The following is a 19,402-nucleotide window of genomic DNA, read 5'->3' on the forward strand; positions in this document are numbered from 1 at the left end:
ACTCAGCGTGGGGAGTAAACTGTCACTGCCGTGCAGGGATGAACAAAGGCTGAAGAGCCGGGAGGCTAACCGATTGATCACGTGGATAAATTTTTTAGAAGAGACGCTTGACACATATCCGATCTGAGCGAATAATGCGCGCCACTTGGCTACATAGCTCAGTTGGTTAGAGCATAGCATTCATAATGCTGGGGTCCGGGGTTCAAGTCCCTGTGTAGCCACCAAGTACCTCAACAAAGCCCGCCTTGTGCGGGCTTTGTTGTTTCTGGCCGTCCATGGCTAAAGCGGGATCCCAAATCGCCGATAGCCCTGTACTGCATCTCGCAGTGCACGGAGGCAATATGAAGAAGATAGCTATCGCTGGACTGGTCGCTCTGCTTTCAATCGTTTCTCTCTTCGCATCGGCGTGTCCGAAAGGCACGCACCCATCTGGCGGAACGGGGTCACACCACAAAGGCGGGACCTGCGTTTAAGACTAGCCCGGCAAGCGCCGGGCTGTTTCAGGTCCGGATGTCGGCCTTCCAGGCGACATGCAATACCGCCTCGCCCCCGATTCATTCGCAGAAACCCGTCTCAAGCAGCCCGAAACGCCCAGACTACTTCCACCAATCGGGCAGCGATCAGCAAGTACACCAGCGACACCAGAATCTGAATCGCCACGTGATAGCGCAACTTGCCGAGGCGGCGAATGCCGTCGCTGACGTTCAGGAACATCAGCACGGCGGACACGCCAATCAGCCCCCATCCGGTAGCGCCAGACACCAGCACGCCGATGAACTGGTGGTAATCAGCCCTCAACGCACTGGTGCCCGCCGCGAACAACAGCGCGCACACCAGCAGGTTTTTGATGTTGTCGAAGATTTGCGTGCTGAGGTCGTTTTCCAGCAAATCGATGTAGCGCGCCCAGATTTTTCGCATGGCCTAACGCCTGTGGGTCGATGAACTCATAGCGTAGCGCGCATGGGGCGGGATGCCTGGATGTTGCCCTGCGGCCCGGGCGCGAGCAGCAATCCGTGACAACAGCGCCCTCGTCCAATAGATTACGCCCCTCGAAACGCCCCGAGCTTTTCGCGCCTCAACCCCAGTTAACGAAGCAGTGGATGTTCAATGTCTGATTCCCATACCGATCCGGTGGCAAACGCCGTGTCGTCGAAGCAAGCCTACGAAGAAGCCATCAACCTTTCACAACATGTGCCACAGGCCAAAAGCATCAGCGAGATGGTGCTCGACGCCTTCCAGAGCGCCAAGGAAAGCGACCAGATTCGCGATTTGCGGTTGGCTATACGCGCCGCCCATGACCGATTCGATGATGACCAGGCCTACGAACTGATGGGTCAGCTTAAACAGCTCAAGGACGCCGAAGCCGCCGACATGGCCGCCCTCGAAGACCTGAGCGCGAAATTTCCGATCAGCCGGATTCTCTCGAGCTACAAGGACGACCCGAGTTTCCAGGAACTCGTCTACAGCCTGGCGTTGAAGGTGCTGAACCAGACGCATCAAGCGGTCAGCAACCCGAGCGGCGGCAAGAGCAAAGCGGCACGACCGAAGAAGGAAGCCGAGGTGTTCGTCATCAGTAAGGACGGCGCCAGCGTCACCCTGCCTCTGCGCACGCCGCGCTCGAAAGCCAACGCTGACCGCGAAGCCTTTGAATTCCTCGGTTTCTCGTTCATCGGTGAAGGCGATGAAGCCGAGCTGCAGAGCGAAGTGTTCGTGGACAAGGACGGCAACCAGCAGCCGGCCACGCGCAAGAACATTGTCAGCGCGATCCAACAGCAGACAGCGTTCGAAGGGTTCAGCGCCGCTCAGCAATAAGCGGCAGCAATAAGCCTGGCCGTAAGCTCAACACCTGGATGGGTGGCGATCGTAGCGCCATGATGTAACCTCAAGGGCTGGCCACAGCGGTGCCAACTGACGGTCGCCGCCCCTCGAGAGGTGTTGAGCAATGCAGATTCTTGGTGAAACGATCATCGGACAACGCGCTGTGCGGGGTCAGGCCGGAGAGGTGTTCGCCCTCGCCGCCGCCACGGGTGACCCCCTGACGCCGTCGTTTGGCGCCAGCACGCTGGATGATGTCAACGCTGCGTGCGAACTGGCCGAAGGGTCATTCGATAGCTACCGGCAACTGAGTGACGACCAACGCGCCAGCTTCCTCGAAGCCATCGCCCAAGGCCTTCTGGACCTGGGCGATGTGCTCACCGAACGCGTTCACATCGAAAGCGGCCTGCCCAAGCCCCGCCTTGAAGGCGAGCGGATGCGCACGGTCAATCAGCTGAAACTATTTGCCAGCCTGCTGCGGGATGGGCGCTGGCACGGCGCCGTGGTCGATACTGCAATGCCGGAGCGCCTGCCACTTCCACGTGCCGACCTGCGTCTGCGGCGCATCGGCCTCGGCCCGGTGGCGGTGTTTGGCGCCAGCAACTTCCCCCTCGCCTTCTCCGTGGCCGGCGGCGATACCGCTTCCGCGCTGGCGGCCGGTTGCCCGGTTATCGTAAAGGCGCACCCGGCTCACCTGGGCACCAGCGAACTGGTGGGCCGTGTGATTCAAAAAGCAGCGCGCGACACTGGCATGCCTGAAGGCGTGTTCTCGCTACTGATCGACAAGGACATTTCCGTCGGCCAGGCGCTGGTCAGTCACCCCCTGACTCAGGCCGTGGGCTTCACTGGCTCTCGCCGTGGCGGTCTGGCGCTGGTGGCGGCGGCACAAGCGCGTCCGGTCCCGATTCCCGTGTATGCCGAGATGAGCAGCATCAACCCGGTGTTCCTGCTTCCCGCTGCTTTACTGGCCCGCGCCGAAACGATCGCCAAGGGTTTTGTTGAATCGCTGGTCATGGGTGCGGGGCAGTTCTGCACCAACCCCGGCATTCTGCTGGCGCTGGAAAGCGACGCGCTGGAAACATTCGTGTCGGCTTCGGCCAAGGCGCTGTCCGAGAAGCTACCGACCACCATGCTGACGCCGAACATCCACGGCGCTTACTGCAACGGTCTGAATAACCTGCACAGCGCATCCGGCGTGACGCTGGTAGCAGAGGGTCAGGAGGCCGAAGGTTCATTCCAGGCCCGCCCTGCATTCTTCCGGACCGACTCGGCCACCTTCCTCGCCAACCCCGCGCTGGAGGATGAAAACTTCGGCCCAAGCGCGCTGCTGATCGTCTGCTCCGACGTCGCCGATCTGCAGAGGGTCGCTGCCAGCTTCGATGGTCAACTGACCGTGACGCTGCAGTTTGACGACGGCGACGAGGCAACCGCCCAGTCGCTGATGCCGATCCTGGAGCGCAAGGCGGGACGGATTCTGTTCAACGACTTCCCGACCGGTGTCGAAGTGAGTTATTCGATGGTCCATGGCGGACCGTTCCCGGCGACTTCCGACAGTCGCAGCACCTCGGTGGGCGCGACCGCTATTGATCGCTTCCTGCGTCCTGTTTGTTACCAGAACGTGCCGGACTCGCTGCTGCCAACTGCGTTGAAAGCCAGCAATCCGTTGAAGACCTGGCGTCTTGTGAACGGCGAACTGTCGAAGGACTGAGCTGCATCCACATCGGGCGGCTGAACCTGCTTTACCGCGTCCTTTTTGATCAGGGGCGCGGCCATAGCAGACGCGCCACAGTCAGTCAGCGGATCGCTGCAGCACCTTGCCGTCCACCCCATCGCCGATCACCAGAAAATGCCCGCCCGCCACATGGTGGAGAGTGCGCAGCGCGTCATGCCCCTCGAAATGCCAGTGCCCGTCGGAGAACACGCGTTCATCCGCCCACGCCGCGACCACTTCGCCGATGAACAGATCGTGCGCACTCTGGTTGTGCGGCTCGGGAATCAATCGGCACTCCAGCCAGCCTGCGCAGCCTTCCAGCAACGGCGCTTCAACGTGAGAACCCGCGAAGGTCTCCAGACCATACGCCTTGAATTTATCCAGGCCGTGCTCCTGGGAGATCTCCAGCCCTGAAGTCGAGCCGACCGTTTCGACGATATCAATCTGGCTGAGGGTCGGCACGTTGATGACGAACGTGCCGGAGGCCTCAAGCAACTGCCGCGTCCAGACGGACTTATCCAGCACCACCGTGACTTTCGGCGGCTGGAAGTCCAGCGGCATCGCCCACGCCGCTGCCATGATGTTGCGCTGACCCTCGTGAGCGGCGCTGATCAGTACAGTCGGGCCGTGGTTGAGCAGGCGATAGCATTTGGCGAGGGGTACGGGACGCCGATGAGAAGCGGTCATGAAAATCATCCTGGCTGCGAAAAAAGTGATCGAAAACTACAGGGTTTATCGCGCCGGGGAAACGCTGCGCTTCGCTGGCAGAAAGAAACTGTCGCCTCCCTGAACTTCGCCCAAATCGCGCTTTGCAGAGCAAGCCAAAGGTGATGTAATACTATAACAAAGTATTTCAGGCAGTCCTTTCTGTGAAACGCGATTCCCGGCTTTCCTCCTCCCTGGCAACGTCCGCACTGGCTCAATCGGCTGGCAAACGCGTGTTGATTTCCCTCGCCGTGCTGGTCCTGCTGTGGATCGGCGTTGCCTGGGCGGTGGCAATTCCATGAGTGCCGCCATCGACCTCCATGATCTGACACTGACCTATGAGCGCCGTCCCGCAGTGCATCACGCCAACGGCCGATTCGCGGCAGGCAGCCTGACGGCAATCGTCGGTCCCAACGGCGCCGGCAAATCCACGCTGATCAAAGCCATCGCCGGCACGCTCAAACCCGCGGTCGGGCGCGTCGAGCGTAATCAGTTGGCAACGCGGCACATCGGTTATCTGCCCCAGGCCGCCGAAATCGACCGCAGCTTTCCGCTCAGCGTCGCCGACACCGTAATGATGGGCGCCTGGCGCAGCATCGGCGCGTTCCGGGGCGCCACACGCAAACACGCTCAACAGGCCCAGGAAGCATTGAGTGCCGTGGGTTTGGCGGGGTTCGAGCAACGCAGCATCAGCTCGTTGTCGTCGGGTCAGTTTCAGCGCGTCCTGTTCGCCCGGCTGTTATTGCAGGACGCCTCGGTGATTTTGCTCGACGAGCCGTTCACGGCCATCGATGCACGGACCACGCGGGACTTGTTGCAGTTAATCAGCACGTGGCACGGCCAGGGCCGCACTGTCATTGCTGTGCTGCATGACATCGAACAGGTGCGCCAGCATTTTCCGAGCACACTGTTGCTGGCCCGGGAAATCATTGCCTGGGGCGACACCGCCGACATCCTCAACGACGACAACCTGCGCCGCGCCAAGAACATGGCAGAGCACTGGAACCCTGACGCGCTGCCCTGCGACGCCGATGCGGAGCGGACGCTGTGACGCTCTATAGCCTGTTGATCCAGCCCTTCGTCGATTTCGGTTTCATGCGCCGTGCTTTGGTGGCGTGCCTGGCGCTGGGCATCGGCTCCGGCCCGGTGGGCGTGCTGCTGATGCTGCGGCGCATGAGTCTGGTGGGCGACGCCATGAGCCACGCGGTACTGCCGGGGGCAGCTGTGGGTTTCCTGTTTGCCGGGTTGTCACTGCCAGCGATGGGGTTTGGCGGCCTGATCGCAGGTCTCGCCGTGGCATTGTTATCGGGGTTGGTGAGCCGTTACACAACACTGCGTGAGGACGCCAGCTTCGCCAGTTTTTACCTTACGTCCCTTGCTGCCGGCGTGCTGATCGTTTCCCTTCACGGCTCCAACGTGGACCTGCTTCACGTGCTGTTCGGTACCATTCTGGCCATCGACGATCAGGCGATTTTCATGGTCGGCGGCATCGCTTCATTCACCGTGATTCTACTCGCGCTGATCTACCGCCCGTTGATCCTCGAATGCTTCGATCCGGGTTTCCTGCGCGCGGTGGGTGGCCGGGGGTCGCTGTATCACGTGCTGTTTCTGCTGCTGGTGGTGCTCAATCTGGTGGCGGGGTTTCAGGCGCTGGGGACGCTGATGGCTGTCGGCATGATGATGCTGCCCGCCACGGTCGCGCGATTCTGGGCGCGCTCGCTGACCGGCATGATCGTGATTTCAACCGCGGTGGCCACGCTTTCGGGCTTCATCGGCCTGATCGTTTCCTACCACGCCAGCGTTGCGTCGGGCCCGGCCATCGTGCTCACCGCCAGCGCCTTTTACGGGTTCTCACTGTTCTTTGGACGCAGCGGCTTTCTACGCCGGCTGTTCCCGAGGGTTCATCTGTCCGGCTGATCGTCCTCTTACCGCAAGGAAACCACCATGAAACGTTTCACGCTTCTGACCGCCGCGCTGGCGTTGTCGGGCCTGGCCAACTTCGCCCAGGCAAAAACCCTGGAGACCGTCGCATCGTTTACCGTCATCGCCGACATGGTGCACAACGTCGGCGGCGATCACGTGCACGTGACCTCGCTGATCGGGCCCAACGGCGATCCTCACGTCTACGAGCCCACCCCCAACGACGCCCAGGCGCTGAAGAAAGCCGACGTGGTGTTTGTCAGCGGCTTGCATCTGGAGGGCTGGCTGGATCGGCTGATCACCGCTTCCGGCTACAAGGGCCAGCCGATTGTGCTGTCGGACGGCATCATGACCCGCAGCATGGAAGAAGACGGCAAGAAGATCACCGACCCCCATGCCTGGAACAGCGCGGTAAACGGCGTCGTTTACGTCAGAAACATCATCAAGGCCCTGCAGAAAGCTGACCCTGAAAATGCTGCCGACTACCAAGCCAATGGTGACAAATACATCGCCCAACTGCAGGACATGGACGCCTACGCCCGCGCGCAGATCAGCGCCATCCCGGTCGCACAACGCAAGGTGCTGACGTCCCACGACGCCTTCGGCTATTTCGGCGATGCCTATGGCGTGACCTTTCTCTCGCCACTGGGCTTTTCCACTGAAACCGAAGCATCGGCGGCTGACGTAGGCAAGCTGATCAATCAGATCAAGCAGGAGCACGTCAGCGCCTACTTCTTCGAAAACTCTGGCGACCCGCGGCTGGTGCAGCAGATCGCCAAGGCCAGCGGCGCGCACCCGGGCGGCGAGCTGTATGTGGAATCGCTGTCACCGGCCGACGGCCCGGCGGCGACCTACGTGGCGATGTTTCGCTACAACGTGGACAAGCTGACGGCGGCAATGAAGGGCCAGTGATGTAGCGTCTCGACGGCTCACTGATCTCTGCCGCGCAACGTGCGTGGCAGAGATCCGCGAACCGCCCGAGCGAACCGGCAACGCGGAAGTGGGTCAATCGGTATGCTGGCGCTCCGTTCGCCGACATCGACAGGATGATCCATGACCGCCCTCTCCTTCGCGCCTTTTCAGCCCCTCGCCGACCTGCTGATTCCCCACACCGTGGCGGAGCGGCTCGACGGCTCCCACGACGTTTCCCACCTGCACCGGGTCTGGAGCAACGTTTGCGCCATTCGTGACAAGGAGGGCGGTGATCACCAGATCCTGCTCGCCGCCACCCTGCTCCACGACTGCGTTTCGGTGGAGAAGAACTCGCCCTTTCGCTCAAGCGCCTCGCGTCTGGCCGCCGCAAAAGCGACGGAATTGCTCGCAGAGATGGGCTGGGACGAAGAGCGCACCCAGGCCGTCGCCCACGCCATCGAGTCCCACAGCTATTCGGCCGACATCACGCCCACCTCGCTGGAAGCAAAGATCCTGCAGGACGCCGACCGTCTCGACGCCCTCGGCATGGTCGGCGTGGCGCGGCTGTTCTACGTGTCCGGGCGCATGGGCAGCCACCTCTACGACCCGGCCGACCCGCAGGCGCAACAGCGAGACCTGGACGACAAACGCTTCGCCGTTGATCACTTCAAAACCAAGATCTTCACTTTGGCGCAGGGATTTCAAACGGCCACTGGGCGTCAGCTGGCGCAGGTCAGGCATGCCCGTGCGGAGCGGTTCTTGACGGAATTTATGGAGGAGATTGGGGCGTAGGGTATTGGACGTTCATTAGGGAGCCCTCGCAGTGAAGGCGGCGTTCGCAACAATTCCGAAACATCTCCAGCAATGTCATAAAGACATCACGGAACACCTCTATAACCATCATTCCGGTGTTTTCGTCGATGGGATGGGTGGCAGTGAAAAGGTTATTGCGTCGTGTAGTCCGTCCGTCTTCCAGGCCCGCTTTCCTGCGTCGCTTCAGGATTACCCAGCGGTTGGTGCTGTGTTTCGGCGTGACCGCGTTGCTGCTGGTGGCGCTCGGTGTGTTCTGCCTGCTGCAGATGCAGAGTATCCGCGATCAGGGCGAAGCGGTTGAGAGTGGGTCGCTGCCCAGCATTGCCATGGCAGACGCAATCGCCATCGACCTGATCAAGTTGCGCGGCGAGAGCGCCAGGCTGATTGCCAATGCCGACGATCCCGGCGCAGTGGTCACCAGCAAAATCAACGTCGAGGAGCTGAAGAATGAGGTCGAAAAAGGCTTCGCCGATTATCTTGCCCACGCCACCGACAGCACCGAGCGGGATTCCATCAAGGCTCTTCAAGATGCTTATGGCGCTTTCATGCCAGGGCTGCACGACGAAATCGCGCTGATCGAACAACGCAAACTCGACGACGCGCGCATGCTGCTCAACACCACGCTGAGCCTGCAGGGTGACCTGATGGACATGCAGGTGCAGTTGCTGCGCGAGCTGAACAAGCAAAGTGCGGCGGGCACCGTCGACGCGGCCGGCGCGCGGTTCCAGCAAACCCGAATCATCGCCGTCAGCGCCATCGTGGTGGCGCTGGTGCTGACGTTGTTGCTCGCGTGGCGACTCAGCCTGAGCATCATTCGCCCTTTGCGGCAGTCGCTGCATATCGCCAGCACCATTGCTCAAGGCGATCTGAGCCCGCAGCCGATTCCGGAAGGCAAGGACGAAACGGCTCAGCTGCTGAAAACCCTCGGTCTGATGCGCGCGAATCTGCATGGCACGATCGATCAGATTTACGCCGCAGCGGGCCAGTTGAGTCAGTCGGTCCACGAAATGGGCACGATTGCTGAAGCCAGCGCCAAGAATCTGCAACTGCAAAACGATGAGATCGAGCAGGCGGCCGTTGCCGTGAACCAGATGAGTCAGGCTGCCGGAGAAGTCGCCGACAATGCCAGCAGCACGTCGAGCGAGTCGAAGGCGTCCAACGAAGCCGCTGCTGAAGGTCGTTTGCGCCTGACCGGCACCATTGATTCGATCAAGGAGCTGACCGACAACGTTCTCGATTCCTCGCACCAGGCCGACGGTCTTGCCGAGCGCACGCTGAGCATCAGCAAGATTCTCGAAGTCATCCGCGCGATTGCCAACCAGACCAACCTGCTTGCACTGAATGCCGCCATCGAAGCCGCACGGGCGGGCGAAGCAGGCCGCGGGTTCGCCGTGGTCGCCGATGAAGTGCGCTCGCTTGCCCAACGGACCAGCGCGTCGACCACCGAGATCGAGACGCTGATCAACGATGTGCAGAAAAGCACTCAAGAGACCGCGCAAACCTTACGCGTCACTGCGGCTCAGGCCAATCTCACCCTGGAGCAGGCCGCTGCAACCGGTTACGCGCTGACTGTCATCATCAGCGCAACCTCGACCATTAGCGACCGGAACACGCTGATCGCCAGCGCCGCCGAACAACAGGCGCAAGTGGCTAACGAAGTCGATCGCAACCTGAGCAGCATTCGTGACCTGTCGACGCAGTCGGCGTCGGGCGCTCAGCAAACCACGGTGGCGAGCAATGCGTTGTCGATGCTGGCAACTGACCTGAACACGATGGTTCAGCGGTTCGTGCTTTGACGCGCGTGCCATTAAAAATGGCCCGCAGCCATCGTTGCCCATTCCCAGCCATGTCCAAGTGTTTCATCATCGAAACACCACCCACGCAGGGGGTGTATACGCCAACAAGGACATGAGCATGAAAAAAACAGCTGCATTGAGCATCGCCCTGACCGCAGTGACGCTGAGCCTCGCCGCCCAGGCCGACGTCAACGTCAAACTGGGGAGCAAGGAACGCGTCACACGCCTGTTTGCCTACCCGAACAACTGCAATGTCATCTGCTTCCGAAACTGGACGCTGGAACAGACCGTCGAGCACTACCTCACTCAAAGCGTACAGCGTGACGGTTACGCCGCGGCCAGGGTCGCGGTGCACAACGACAACGATGTGATTTACGCCGACATCACCGGCGTGCCGGACGGCTACGACAAACCACTTTCAGCGCTGCTCGACGCAGGCGACCTGGCCTACGCCGGCGCGAACAAACTCAACGCCGATAACAAATTCGCCTACAACTGGTATCTGTTTTTGCCGCTGGGCATGGCGCTGGAAAACCGCAAGAGCGTCGAGCTGCTGCATTTTCCGCCGGACTATTCGCTGACTCAGGCTCAGGACTATCTGTTCTCGGCCACTACTGATCGCTGGTCCGAGCTACTCACGGATAACGGCATCCCCAAGGAGCAGACGCCTGCCTATCAGACCATCATCGACATCGCGCCCATTGCAGCGCCGTCCAACGCCGGCAAGGACCTTGAAAACGTCTACAGCTACTTCACCGATTACCAGACGAACATGGTCAAGCAGCTCACCCAAAGCACGGCGGGCACATCGCTGCCGATGGTCGCGTTCGGTGCCCCAGTGCGCGCCTGGCTCAAGCAGCAGTACAACGTCACGGTCCCAGTGTTGGGCCTGGCAAGCATCAGCCCGGCTAGCGGGCAAAGCGTCGCGGTGCTGGGTTCTAATCACCCGAGTTATATCTGGAATGCGGCGGACAAGAGCAACTACGGCGGGGACGAAGCCAAGGCGGATGAAGCGGGTTTGAAGGTCATGGGCCAGGACCTGAGCGCGGCATGCTGGCAAGCCGGCATGGGCCAGAAACCGACCACCGATCCAACCGCGCTGTTGAGCCAGTGCACCACGAACTGGCAGGTGACCAACAAGGTTGAGACCTGCAAGTTGTTCTTCACCACGGTGCGCAAGTTGACGCCGGATCAGGCCGCAGCGAAATGCCGGACGGGCGAGGTGTCGCGGCAGATCAAGCAGTTGCAGAAGCCGCTGCCGGAAATGAAGAAAGCTCAGCTCTAACGATCCTGTAGGAGTGAGCTTGCTCGCGTTGTCTTCAACTCACATAGATGAGCCTGGACTAACGCTACCGCGAGCAAGCTCACTCCTACCATTGGATGGACGCTTGCCCTACCCGATCACTCCCCTTGCGGACGCAACCGATACTGCGGCGGCAATTGCTCCGGGCCGCTGATGGTCGCGTTCAGACTCTTCCAGCGCCCGTCCTTGATGCCGTAGATGCAGCCGTGAACCGACAACTTCTGCCCGCGGTGCCAGGCGTTCTGCACAATGCTGGTATGGCCGACGTTGGCGACCTGCTGAATCACGTTCAGCTCGCACAGCCGGTCGACTTGTTCTTCTTCCGTTGGCAGCTTGGCCAGCAGCTCACGGTTTTCGTAGTACAGATCGCGAATGGTGCGCAGCCAGCCGTCGATCAGGCCGAACTGGCGATCCTGCATCGAAGCGCGCACGCCGCCGCACCCGTAGTGACCGGTGACGAGGATGTGTTTGACCTTGAGCACATCGACGGCGTACTGAATCACCGACAGGCAATTGAGGTCGGTGTGCAGCACCACGTTGGCCACGTTGCGGTGCACGAACAGATCACCCGGCAACATGCCGACGATTTCATTGGCGGGGACACGGGCGTCCGAACAACCGATCCAGAGGAATTCCGGCGTCTGCTGGCGCGCCAGCTTGGCAAAGAACTCGGGGTCTTCTTCCTTGATGGCGGCAGCCCAACGTTCGTTGTTGTCGATCAAGTCTTGTAGTTCGTTCATGCGTTGATGCCTCGGAAATGATGCTCAGCTATGACTGGGGCTCGGCGCTTCGGGTCACGCGGGAAGATCGCCCGATCAGCGACGACCGATCAGGAAGCGGATGGAATTTCCGCCATGGCGTCCGGTCCACCCATTAGGACCGACATTATTGAGGATTTGCCATGAACGATTCACGCCGTCCATTCGATGCCACTCAACCCGAGCCCATCGATGACAACGAAGACCGCATGGGATCGATGGAAGAGCTCAACTTCAACGACAACAATGAGCCGAGCGGGCGCATCGGCGACGTCATTCCTGAAGATGAACTCGGCACGTTGATCCCGGATGAACGCGTACGTGAAGCCGGGCTGACCGGTGCTTCCACCGAAGATCACAACCCAACCGACGACGACATGAGCCCTGAAACACTGATTCGGGAAGACGGCGCACGATCGCCTCGTGAAGCTGGCGAAGGCGGACCGGCTGACCGGGACCTGAGCATTGTCGATGAAGATGACATTGGCGGTGGGGATGGTCTGGACGAAGAAGAAATGGCCATTCTTGATCCGCTGGACGGCAAGCCTGGCGTCTGATCAGCGGCTGGCGCTTTGTGGGAGCGAACCTGGTTCGCCCCACCGCGGCCCGGGATTATTCGAACAGCGTGCACGCCATGACAATGGCATCCTCACGCCCGCCGACTGCCGGGTAGTAGTCCCGGCGCCGGCCTATTTCGTTGAATCCGTAGCGCTCGTACAAGCGATAGGCCGACCGATTGCTGTCGCGCAATTCAAGAAAACACTCCCGGCCATTCATCTCATAGGCGCGCTTCATTAGCTGTTCCAGCAGCATCAACCCCAGGCCACGGCCCTGACTCTCCGGCTTAACGGTGATGTTGAGCAAGTGCGCTTCATCAATGATTACATTGATTACCCCGTGCCCCACTTGCTGACTGCCTTCGAACATCAGCCAGACCTCGTATGATTTCAGCGCATCCATGTAAATGCCCCGCGTCCAGGGATGGCTGAAAGCGGCGTATTCGATCTTCAGGACAGCGTCCAGGTCAGCTTCGGTCATGCGGCGAAACGTTACTGCGTCATTCATCTACGGTCTTCCAACGGCCCATCAATTGACGCATGGAGCGCCATACGTCGGCCTTGCGCTGCGGCTCGTCCATCAACAGCTCCAGACCCGGCAGCGCCCAGGCTAACCCCAGGCCGTCGACCTGAAGTTCAAGATTGTAAGATTCGGCGTCCGTCTCAGCCGCATAACGCAGCGCCGGAAGCCCGATCAGCCACAGACAGGAGCAGGGCTGTTCTTCGACGCGGGCGTACAGAAAACCCTGGACGAAATCGCGCGCAGCTTCCGGCCCCTGGTCCATTTGTCCACGCACAAGGAGCGGCCAGCGCACAGGCTCGCCGATGATCTGCGGGCTGTCCGGCAGGCCGGCGGCGCGGAGCATGTCCTTGAGCAACAGATATGACGGGTCGCGGCTCTGAAATGGCTCACCGGTCACCAACTCGACCAGCAGCAGGCAACTTCCGGCGCGCAGGAGTTGCAGGGCAAACCGCGGCGGCGGCACAACCGGCGCTTTCACCACAGCCGGTACCACCTCTTCTTCCTGCACTGGCTTCGGCTTGGGCGCGCTCGATGGACGAGGTATATCGATCTTCGGCCGCTCGACTGTCCGAGCAACAGGCGTCGGAGTGACAGAGGGCGCATCGCGCTCAGGCGCGCGAGGCGCATCCGCCTGAATAACCGGCGCAGGCGCTTCCTCGATCTGCGGTACGGGCGCAAGCAGTTCGGGACGCGACGGCGCGGCGAAAGGCAGTTCAGTGCGCGGCAGCCAGCTGACCACCTGCATGGCGGTCAGATAAGCGCGACGACGAGGCTCGTTGAGCAAAGGTCAGCTACCTGTGGATAAAGTCAGGCGGGAGATTCTACAGGCCTTCACCGCTTCCCGCCGCTGTTGATCGACTGAGGGTGAAAAACGAGCCCGGCGATGCAGTACAATCGCCGCTTTTATTTGCCAGTCAGCGACCATCCGATGATCGAACCTAAGCGCGTCCTGCGCGCCCTTGCCGAACACTGGGCGCTTCTCGAGCCACTCTGCGAGCACTTCGACCAAGGCACTCTGAGCCTGAGCGAACTCCGCTTGCAGCTGGCGGCCCAGCAACTGGAGAGTACGCCCCAGGACATCACCACTCTGCTGGATGTCTGGATTCGGCTCGACATTCTGGTCCCGGTGGCGAAAAGCCCGAACCGCTTCGAGCTGAACGCGCAGATCCACGATTTCCTCTCGTACCTGCGGCGCGAGCATCGGCTGGGCCTTTGCCTGGAAATCGAAGCGTATTTGCGCCACCTTGAGCGGCTGGCCGGCTATATACAGGAAGCCTTCGATGCCCGCGACGCCAGTGACCTGGCGCGGCAACTGCGCCTGCTCGACATGCGCGTACGCGACGTCCTGAAGAAGCTCGCCAATGACGAACAGGCGCTGGTCTCCGTGGCCGAACGCGCCAAGACCAGTGACCGCCAGATTCCACTGCGTCAGCGTTACGCGGAAGTGCTGGCAACCTGGGACGAATACGTCGAGCCGATGATCCAGTTGGTGAACGCCGATGGCGCCTTCGAACAGGGCGTGCGCAAGGTCGAGAACGTGCTGCTGCGCATGCTCACGGACCAGCAACGTCTCGGCCATCTGGTCGACGACGACATGCTCCTGCGCACCCACGCGCGCATCCTCGAAATGCAGACCAGCGCGCAACTGACCTTGCGTCATGCCCGTGAGCTATTGCTCCCGCTGCGTGAAGAGGCGCGTCGCCATAATGCCGTGACTCGTGGTGCGGCACTCGCGCTGTCGGCGATTCGTCGACGAGGTCTCGACGCCGTGCCGCAGGCAGCGATGCCAATGTTCACCCGCCCGCAAAGCACCTTCCTCGGCAGCGCCAATCAGGTTGAAGCGTACGTGTATGCGCTGGCGCGCTTCGAGCCAAAACCCGCGCGGTTCCCCAAGGCCAATGTCACCCGCAAGGGCGAGCCGCCGCGCGCGCCGCGTACGGTCAGGGAAATGGTCGAGCGTTGCGAAGACGCCCTGCCGATGCCGGATTTGATGGTCTGGCTGCTGGAGCAGGAGCCCACCGGCGCGACTGACGAATTGCTCTACTGGTTTTCGCGCCTGTCGCGGGACAAACGTTTCAAGCGCGAGCGCCTCGAGCGCCGCGAATACCTGACCCGGGAGCACCGCGTCAGCCTGCGCTCCTTCGCCCTGCTCTCGAGCAAAGACGCCACCCCAGAGAATTCCGAGGGCACCGCCCATGCATCTTGATCTATCCGAAATGACCCAACTGGCGCCGATCTTCCGCGAGCTGTTCAAGGGTTATCACGTCAGCCGTCGCGACCCCGAACTGTACGCGCAGCTGTCCAATCTCCAGGACCAGTATCGCGGCCTGTTCAAGGCCCTGGGCTTCGAACTGGTCTGCGACACCCGTGGCTTCTACTACTTCGTACCTGATCTGGCGGCCGCGCAGGTCAACAAGACGGCGCAACGTCTGGCCCTGTTCACATTTATCCTCGTCGAGCATTTGGCGGACCAGGGCCGCGACCCGGTCGCCGTGCTTGATGGCGGCAGCCTGGGCCGCGACGAACTGCCCTCGCTACTGGAAAAGTACCGCGATCTGTTCCTGCAAGCTGAAGTACAGACCCAGGAAGAGCTGGAAGAAAAAATCATGCGCCGCATGACCCAGCTGGGGTTCGCCGCCGAAGAAGTAGGCATTTATCGCTTTCTGCCGCCCATGCATCGCTTCCTCGACGTCTGCCTGTCCGTACAGCAAGACCGAGACTTGGCGGCCAGCCTGCACAGTGCCCTGCCGTTGCCGGCCCCGGTGTTGATCGACGAAGACAGCGATGAGCGATTGCTAGAGACTGACGACCCGCTGGACCTCACCGAATTCGACGAATCCGCAGAAACCGAAGAGCAAGCGCTAGCCCGGGCGATCGCTGAAGAACAGGAGCATGACGCATGAGCCAGGAACGCTACGGCATACGCCGTTTCGCGCTGCTGAATACGGCGGGTTACAGCCTCGGGCTGTTTCCGCTGGAGCATCCACTCTCGGTCTACGGCGCGAACAACCTGGGCAAGAGTGCGTCGATCAACGCTCTGCAGTTCCCGATTCTGGCGCGCATGTCGGACATGAGCTTTGGCAAATACAGCCTGGATCAATCGCGACGCTTCTATTTCGCTTCTGATACCAGCTACATCCTCGTCGAAGTCTCCCTGCCCCACGGCCCGCATGTCATCGGCGTGGTTGGTCGTGGTCCGGGAGGCGGATTCGGTCACCAGTTCTTCGCCTATGCCGGCAAACTGGATCTGGCCCACTACCAGAAAGACGATACCTGCCTGCGCCAGAAGGAGCTGTTCGCCAATCTGGAGGGCCAGGGCTTGAAAGCCTACGAACTCAAGCCCGATGAACTGCGTCGACTGCTGGTCGGTGGCCACACATCGATCCCACTGGACCTGACGTTGATTCCCCTGCGTTCGACCAGCGAGCAAAGCCTGAAGACCTTCCGCGCGCTGTTCATCAACCTGCTGCACATGCGCGAGATCACCGCTGCCAAATTGAAGCAGCTGTTTCTCGACGCGTTTGAGCACAGCCTGCGCTCCGGCAGCGTCGATTACATAGCGGCGTGCGAAGAAGCGTTCCGCGACGTACGACGCATGGAGCAGGATTACAACGCACTGGTGCTCGCCGGCCCGCTGGTCGAAGCCTTGGCCAACGGCGTCAGACAGCGCGACGTCCTCCGCGGCAAGCTGCATCGTCTGTCGCCATTGCTCGACTCGTTGCTGGGCACATGGCAGGACTATTCCAATGCGCGCAAGGAAGAGCTGGTCATTCAGAGCGAGCACTACCGTAACGAGCAGGATTCACTACAGAACGATCAGCGTGGCGGCACTCAAGAGCTGATGCGACTGGAGCGAGAAATCAGCAACATCCAGCGATGGATTGGCGAACTGGCAGTGCTGAAGAACCGCTTTGCGCTGGTCGACGATGTGAGAGTTCTGGAACAGCAATTACTGGCTGCAAAAGACGCTCACGATGAACTGGCCGGAGCGCTCGCGCAGTCGCGTCAATTTAGCGCCGAGGATCTGGATGAGCGCCTGCGCGATCTCGAAAAACGCCTGAAGTCAGTGAAGCAACAGCTCGATCATGCGGACAACAACAGCTATGCCCGCCTGCGCGAAGAGTTTTCGCAGCCTGATGTGGAGCGTCTGATGCGGCTGTTCAACAGCGCACTGTTCAGCTTGCCGTTAGGCGAGCAAGGCATCGCGCTGGATGATGGCGATGCATGGGTTAAGTCCCTCGAAGCGATTCTCGATGGGTTCAAAGGTGAGCGCTTCGAAGTGCCCGGCCTGACCGTCAATCTGTCGAACATCGAGCCTCCTGCCCTGCAGGCGCTGGCCGATCGCGCTGCGTTGCGCGATCAGAAAGAGCGCCTGGAGAAGGAGCTCAAGCAACTCAAGACGCAACAAGCCGTAGCGGCTGACCGTGCGGCGAGCAAAACCCAGACTGAAGCTTTGTACCAGCAGGTGCTGGATGCGCAGAAGGCGCTCGAAGACTTCCGCCGCGCGCAAACATTGAGCGCCGAAGAGGGTGAGAAGCTTGAACAGTTGGCCCAGATGGAAGCGGCGCAAGACGAACTCAAGCGCGCCAGTGATGCTTTCACTGAGCGCGTTCAGCAACTGTCGGCCAAGCTGCAACTGGTCGGTCGTCAGATCGGCGATCTCGAGTCCAAGCAACGCACGCTGGATGACGCGCTGCGTCGTCGTCAGTTGCTCCCGACCGACCTGCCATTTGGCACGCCGTTCATGGAGCCGGTCGATGATTCGCTGGAGAACCTGCTGCCGTTGCTCAATGATTATCAGGACAGTTGGCAGGGCCTCTTGCGCTGCGATGGTCAGATTGAGGCGCTCTACGCGCAGGTTCGGCTAAAAGGCGTCGCGAAGTTCGACAGCGAAGACGACATGGAGCGGCGTCTGCAATTGCTGATCAACGCCTATGCGCATCGTACTGATGAAGCCCTTACCCTGGGCAAGGCACGCCGTGCTGCTGTGACCGACATCGCTCGCACGCTGCGCAACATCCGCAGTGACTACGACAGCCTCGAACACCAACTGGCGCTGTTTAACCGGGAGATCAACCGCAGGCAGGTTTCCAACCTGGAGAGCTTCCGCATTGTGCTCGCGCCGAACAAAGAAGCGCTTAAGCATATCGACCAGATCATCCACAGCGCCGGCCAGTACGAAGAAGGCGAGACCCTATCGGTGTTCGATCTGAGCCATAGCGCCGAGCAGGACAACAAGAACGAAGAGGCTAAGGAGTATCTGGCACGCCTGGTTGCGGCTAACCACAACCAGCTCGGTCTGAAAGACTTGTTCGAACTTGCGTTCGAGATCACCAAGGTAAACAGCCAGCCGGTGATCCACACCGACATCGATGGCGCGGCGTCCAACGGCACGACCATGACCATCAAGGCACTGACTAACATGTACCTCTTGCTGCACCTCATGGACCGCGAGCAGGCCGGTCGGATTCGTCTGCCCTACTACCTCGACGAGGCGGCTGACATTGATGAAAGGAATCAAGCGGCGCTGCTTGAAACCAGCCTGCAGCTGGGCTTTGTACCGATCCTGGCGAGCGTTAAGCCTCAAGTGTCGGCGCATGTGGCGATTGACCTGGAGGGCGGCAGTGGGCCTGCCGGGATCTACATCGACGAAGCAGACTGGAAGTACATTCAACGTCGTAATGTGGTTAATGCGGTAGACCCGACCCAAGCAGTTGAAACGCTAAGCGAGTAAGCAAGTCGCTTGGAAGCAGAAAGCCTCGCAGTGATGCGGGGCTTTTTTCTGGGCGTTGATTGGGCGGCTGTTGGCTGTTGGCTGTTGGCTGTGGCTGTTGACTGGGCAAAGAACTTTTCCGCGCGCAAAAACAAAACCCCATCTGCTTTCGCAGATGGGGTTTCGGAATTTAATCTTGACGATGACCTACTCTCACATGGGGAAACCCCACACTACCATCGGCGATGCATCGTTTCACTGCTGAGTTCGGGATGGGATCAGGTGGTTCCAACGCTCTATGGTCGTCAAGAAATTCGGGTACTGACTCGTCCTCTCGAACGCTTCAGCAAATCGGGTATGTGATCAAGGTGCAGCTTGTGTGTTCGCAAACTTTCGTCTTCATGCGTCTTCACACACCGCAATCTGCTGTCTCTCTGCAGATTGCTTGGGTGTTATATGGTCAAGCCTCACGGGCAATTAGTATTGGTTAGCTCAACGCCTCACAGCGCTTACACACCCAACCTATCAACGTCGTAGTCTTCGACGGCCCTTCAGGGAACTCAAGGTTCCAGTGAGATCTCATCTTGAGGCAAGTTTCCCGCTTAGATGCTTTCAGCGGTTATCTTTTCCGAACATAGCTACCCGGCAATGCCACTGGCGTGACAACCGGAACACCAGAGGTTCGTCCACTCCGGTCCTCTCGTACTAGGAGCAGCCCCTCTCAAATCTCAAACGTCCACGGCAGATAGGGACCGAACTGTCTCACGACGTTCTAAACCCAGCTCGCGTACCACTTTAAATGGCGAACAGCCATACCCTTGGGACCGGCTTCAGCCCCAGGATGTGATGAGCCGACATCGAGGTGCCAAACACCGC

The 19,402-nt window shown here is 60.3% G+C and carries 17 protein-coding genes, 1 tRNA gene, 2 rRNA genes and 2 pseudogenes (1 of these 22 cut by a window edge); 15 read left to right on the forward strand and 7 right to left on the reverse strand.

What is annotated here, in order from left to right:
- Positions 1–147: 147 nt before the first annotated feature.
- Positions 148–224 (forward strand) — tRNA-Met (locus tag FX982_RS04005).
- A 349-nt stretch (positions 225–573) separates the two neighbouring features.
- Here the strand turns inward: FX982_RS04005 and FX982_RS04010 are convergent.
- Positions 574–918 carry a hypothetical protein gene (locus FX982_RS04010; protein ID WP_122536207.1) on the reverse strand — a complete coding sequence of 115 codons (345 nt, stop codon included), beginning with the start codon at positions 916–918 and terminating at the stop codon, positions 574–576.
- Between the two features lie 189 nt (positions 919–1,107).
- Here FX982_RS04010 and FX982_RS04015 point away from each other — a divergent pair, with 189 nt between their 5' ends.
- On the forward strand, positions 1,108–1,812 hold the full coding sequence (locus FX982_RS04015) for a hypothetical protein (RefSeq protein WP_172609731.1): 705 nt from the start codon (positions 1,108–1,110) through the stop codon (positions 1,810–1,812).
- 130 nt (positions 1,813–1,942) lie between these two features.
- Positions 1,943–3,523 (forward strand): aldehyde dehydrogenase (NADP(+)), encoded by a 1,581-nt coding sequence (locus tag FX982_RS04020; protein ID WP_172609733.1) that lies wholly within the window; start codon positions 1,943–1,945, stop codon positions 3,521–3,523.
- Positions 3,524–3,604: 81 nt separating this feature from the next.
- Here the strand turns inward: FX982_RS04020 and FX982_RS04025 are convergent, their stop codons facing one another.
- A complete protein-coding gene (locus FX982_RS04025) occupies positions 3,605–4,213 on the reverse strand; it encodes a flavin reductase family protein (protein ID WP_172609735.1) in 609 nt (202 codons plus the stop codon).
- Positions 4,214–4,395: 182 nt separating this feature from the next.
- Between FX982_RS04025 and FX982_RS04030 the strand changes: the two genes are divergently transcribed.
- The 8 genes and pseudogenes from FX982_RS04030 (at position 4,396) to FX982_RS04060 (ending at position 10,957) form a co-directional block, all read left to right on the forward strand.
- On the forward strand, positions 4,396–4,533 hold the full coding sequence (locus FX982_RS04030) for a hypothetical protein (RefSeq protein ID WP_172609163.1): 138 nt from the start codon (positions 4,396–4,398) through the stop codon (positions 4,531–4,533).
- Positions 4,530–5,282: a zinc ABC transporter ATP-binding protein AztA gene (gene aztA / locus FX982_RS04035; RefSeq protein ID WP_172609737.1), complete on the forward strand. Its 753-nt coding sequence runs from the start codon at positions 4,530–4,532 to the stop codon at positions 5,280–5,282. The genes FX982_RS04030 and aztA overlap by 4 nt, the downstream gene beginning before the upstream one ends.
- Positions 5,279–6,148, forward strand: a complete 870-nt coding sequence (locus FX982_RS04040; protein WP_172609738.1) for a metal ABC transporter permease — start codon at positions 5,279–5,281, stop codon at positions 6,146–6,148. Before aztA ends, FX982_RS04040 begins: the two co-directional genes overlap by 4 nt.
- 27 nt (positions 6,149–6,175) lie before the next feature.
- A complete protein-coding gene (locus FX982_RS04045) occupies positions 6,176–7,063 on the forward strand; it encodes a metal ABC transporter substrate-binding protein (protein ID WP_172609740.1) in 888 nt (295 codons plus the stop codon).
- Positions 7,064–7,204: 141 nt separating this feature from the next.
- Positions 7,205–7,855 (forward strand): HD domain-containing protein, encoded by a 651-nt coding sequence (locus tag FX982_RS04050; protein ID WP_172609741.1) that lies wholly within the window; start codon positions 7,205–7,207, stop codon positions 7,853–7,855.
- Positions 7,856–7,983: 128 nt separating this feature from the next.
- Positions 7,984–8,766 (forward strand): annotated as a pseudogene (locus FX982_RS24705) (MCP four helix bundle domain-containing protein); the annotation flags it as partial.
- 318 nt (positions 8,767–9,084) lie between these two features.
- Positions 9,085–9,672, forward strand: a pseudogene (locus tag FX982_RS24710) (methyl-accepting chemotaxis protein); the annotation flags it as partial.
- Between the two features lie 118 nt (positions 9,673–9,790).
- Positions 9,791–10,957, forward strand: coding sequence for a hypothetical protein (locus FX982_RS04060; protein WP_172609744.1), 1,167 nt, complete (start codon positions 9,791–9,793; stop codon positions 10,955–10,957).
- 116 nt (positions 10,958–11,073) lie between these two features.
- On the opposite strand, the gene can is transcribed toward FX982_RS04060, so the two are convergent.
- Positions 11,074–11,715: a carbonate dehydratase gene (gene can, locus FX982_RS04065; protein ID WP_065991764.1), complete on the reverse strand. Its 642-nt coding sequence runs from the start codon at positions 11,713–11,715 to the stop codon at positions 11,074–11,076.
- Positions 11,716–11,876: 161 nt separating this feature from the next.
- On the opposite strand from can, the gene FX982_RS04070 reads away from it, so the two are divergent.
- Positions 11,877–12,290, forward strand: a complete 414-nt coding sequence (locus FX982_RS04070; protein WP_172609745.1) for a serine kinase/phosphatase — start codon at positions 11,877–11,879, stop codon at positions 12,288–12,290.
- A 55-nt stretch (positions 12,291–12,345) separates the two neighbouring features.
- On the opposite strand, the gene rimI is transcribed toward FX982_RS04070, so the two are convergent.
- Complete coding sequence (gene rimI / locus FX982_RS04075; RefSeq protein ID WP_172609747.1) at positions 12,346–12,798, reverse strand: ribosomal protein S18-alanine N-acetyltransferase; 453 nt, start codon at positions 12,796–12,798, stop codon at positions 12,346–12,348.
- Positions 12,791–13,597 carry an energy transducer TonB gene (locus FX982_RS04080; RefSeq protein WP_172609749.1) on the reverse strand — a complete coding sequence of 269 codons (807 nt, stop codon included), beginning with the start codon at positions 13,595–13,597 and terminating at the stop codon, positions 12,791–12,793. The genes rimI and FX982_RS04080 overlap by 8 nt, the downstream gene beginning before the upstream one ends.
- A 144-nt stretch (positions 13,598–13,741) precedes the next feature.
- On the opposite strand from FX982_RS04080, the gene mksB reads away from it, so the two are divergent.
- The 3 genes from mksB to mksF are packed head-to-tail and all read left to right on the forward strand — an operon-like array spanning position 13,742 to position 18,547.
- Complete coding sequence (mksB, locus tag FX982_RS04085; RefSeq protein WP_172612973.1) at positions 13,742–15,019, forward strand: Mks condensin complex protein MksB; 1,278 nt, start codon at positions 13,742–13,744, stop codon at positions 15,017–15,019.
- Positions 15,009–15,716 (forward strand): Mks condensin complex protein MksE, encoded by a 708-nt coding sequence (gene mksE / locus FX982_RS04090; protein WP_122536222.1) that lies wholly within the window; start codon positions 15,009–15,011, stop codon positions 15,714–15,716. The genes mksB and mksE overlap by 11 nt, the downstream gene beginning before the upstream one ends.
- The gene (mksF, locus tag FX982_RS04095; RefSeq protein ID WP_172609751.1) at positions 15,713–18,547 is read left to right on the forward strand and encodes an Mks condensin complex protein MksF; all 2,835 of its coding nucleotides are present in this window, start codon (positions 15,713–15,715) and stop codon (positions 18,545–18,547) included. Before mksE ends, mksF begins: the two co-directional genes overlap by 4 nt.
- 173 nt (positions 18,548–18,720) lie before the next feature.
- Here the strand turns inward: mksF and rrf are convergent.
- Both rrf and FX982_RS04105 read right to left on the reverse strand, forming a co-directional pair.
- Positions 18,721–18,836: ribosomal RNA gene (gene rrf / locus FX982_RS04100) — 5S ribosomal RNA — on the reverse strand.
- Positions 18,837–18,982: 146 nt separating this feature from the next.
- Positions 18,983–19,402, reverse strand: a 23S ribosomal RNA gene (locus FX982_RS04105); it runs 2,471 nt beyond the window's last position.

Origin of the sequence: Pseudomonas graminis (genome assembly GCF_013201545.1) — a bacterium.
In the GTDB taxonomy this organism is placed as follows: domain Bacteria; phylum Pseudomonadota; class Gammaproteobacteria; order Pseudomonadales; family Pseudomonadaceae; genus Aquipseudomonas.

Bases quoted from the DNA above. Each gene is read 5' to 3' on its own strand.
- aztA (WP_172609737.1), top strand. From the start codon at position 4,530: ATGAGTGCCGCCATCGACCTCCATGATCTGACACTGACCTATGAGCGC.
- FX982_RS04070 (WP_172609745.1), top strand. From the start codon at position 11,877: ATGAACGATTCACGCCGTCCATTCGATGCCACTCAACCCGAGCCCATC.
- can (WP_065991764.1), bottom strand. From the start codon at position 11,715: ATGAACGAACTACAAGACTTGATCGACAACAACGAACGTTGGGCTGCC.
- FX982_RS04050 (WP_172609741.1), top strand. From the start codon at position 7,205: ATGACCGCCCTCTCCTTCGCGCCTTTTCAGCCCCTCGCCGACCTGCTG.
- FX982_RS04045 (WP_172609740.1), top strand. From the start codon at position 6,176: ATGAAACGTTTCACGCTTCTGACCGCCGCGCTGGCGTTGTCGGGCCTG.
- FX982_RS04060 (WP_172609744.1), top strand. From the start codon at position 9,791: ATGAAAAAAACAGCTGCATTGAGCATCGCCCTGACCGCAGTGACGCTG.
- FX982_RS04025 (WP_172609735.1), bottom strand. From the start codon at position 4,213: ATGACCGCTTCTCATCGGCGTCCCGTACCCCTCGCCAAATGCTATCGC.
- mksE (WP_122536222.1), top strand. From the start codon at position 15,009: ATGCATCTTGATCTATCCGAAATGACCCAACTGGCGCCGATCTTCCGC.
- FX982_RS04010 (WP_122536207.1), bottom strand. From the start codon at position 918: ATGCGAAAAATCTGGGCGCGCTACATCGATTTGCTGGAAAACGACCTC.
- FX982_RS04020 (WP_172609733.1), top strand. From the start codon at position 1,943: ATGCAGATTCTTGGTGAAACGATCATCGGACAACGCGCTGTGCGGGGT.
- mksB (WP_172612973.1), top strand. From the start codon at position 13,742: ATGATCGAACCTAAGCGCGTCCTGCGCGCCCTTGCCGAACACTGGGCG.
- mksF (WP_172609751.1), top strand. From the start codon at position 15,713: ATGAGCCAGGAACGCTACGGCATACGCCGTTTCGCGCTGCTGAATACG.
- rimI (WP_172609747.1), bottom strand. From the start codon at position 12,798: ATGAATGACGCAGTAACGTTTCGCCGCATGACCGAAGCTGACCTGGAC.
- FX982_RS04015 (WP_172609731.1), top strand. From the start codon at position 1,108: ATGTCTGATTCCCATACCGATCCGGTGGCAAACGCCGTGTCGTCGAAG.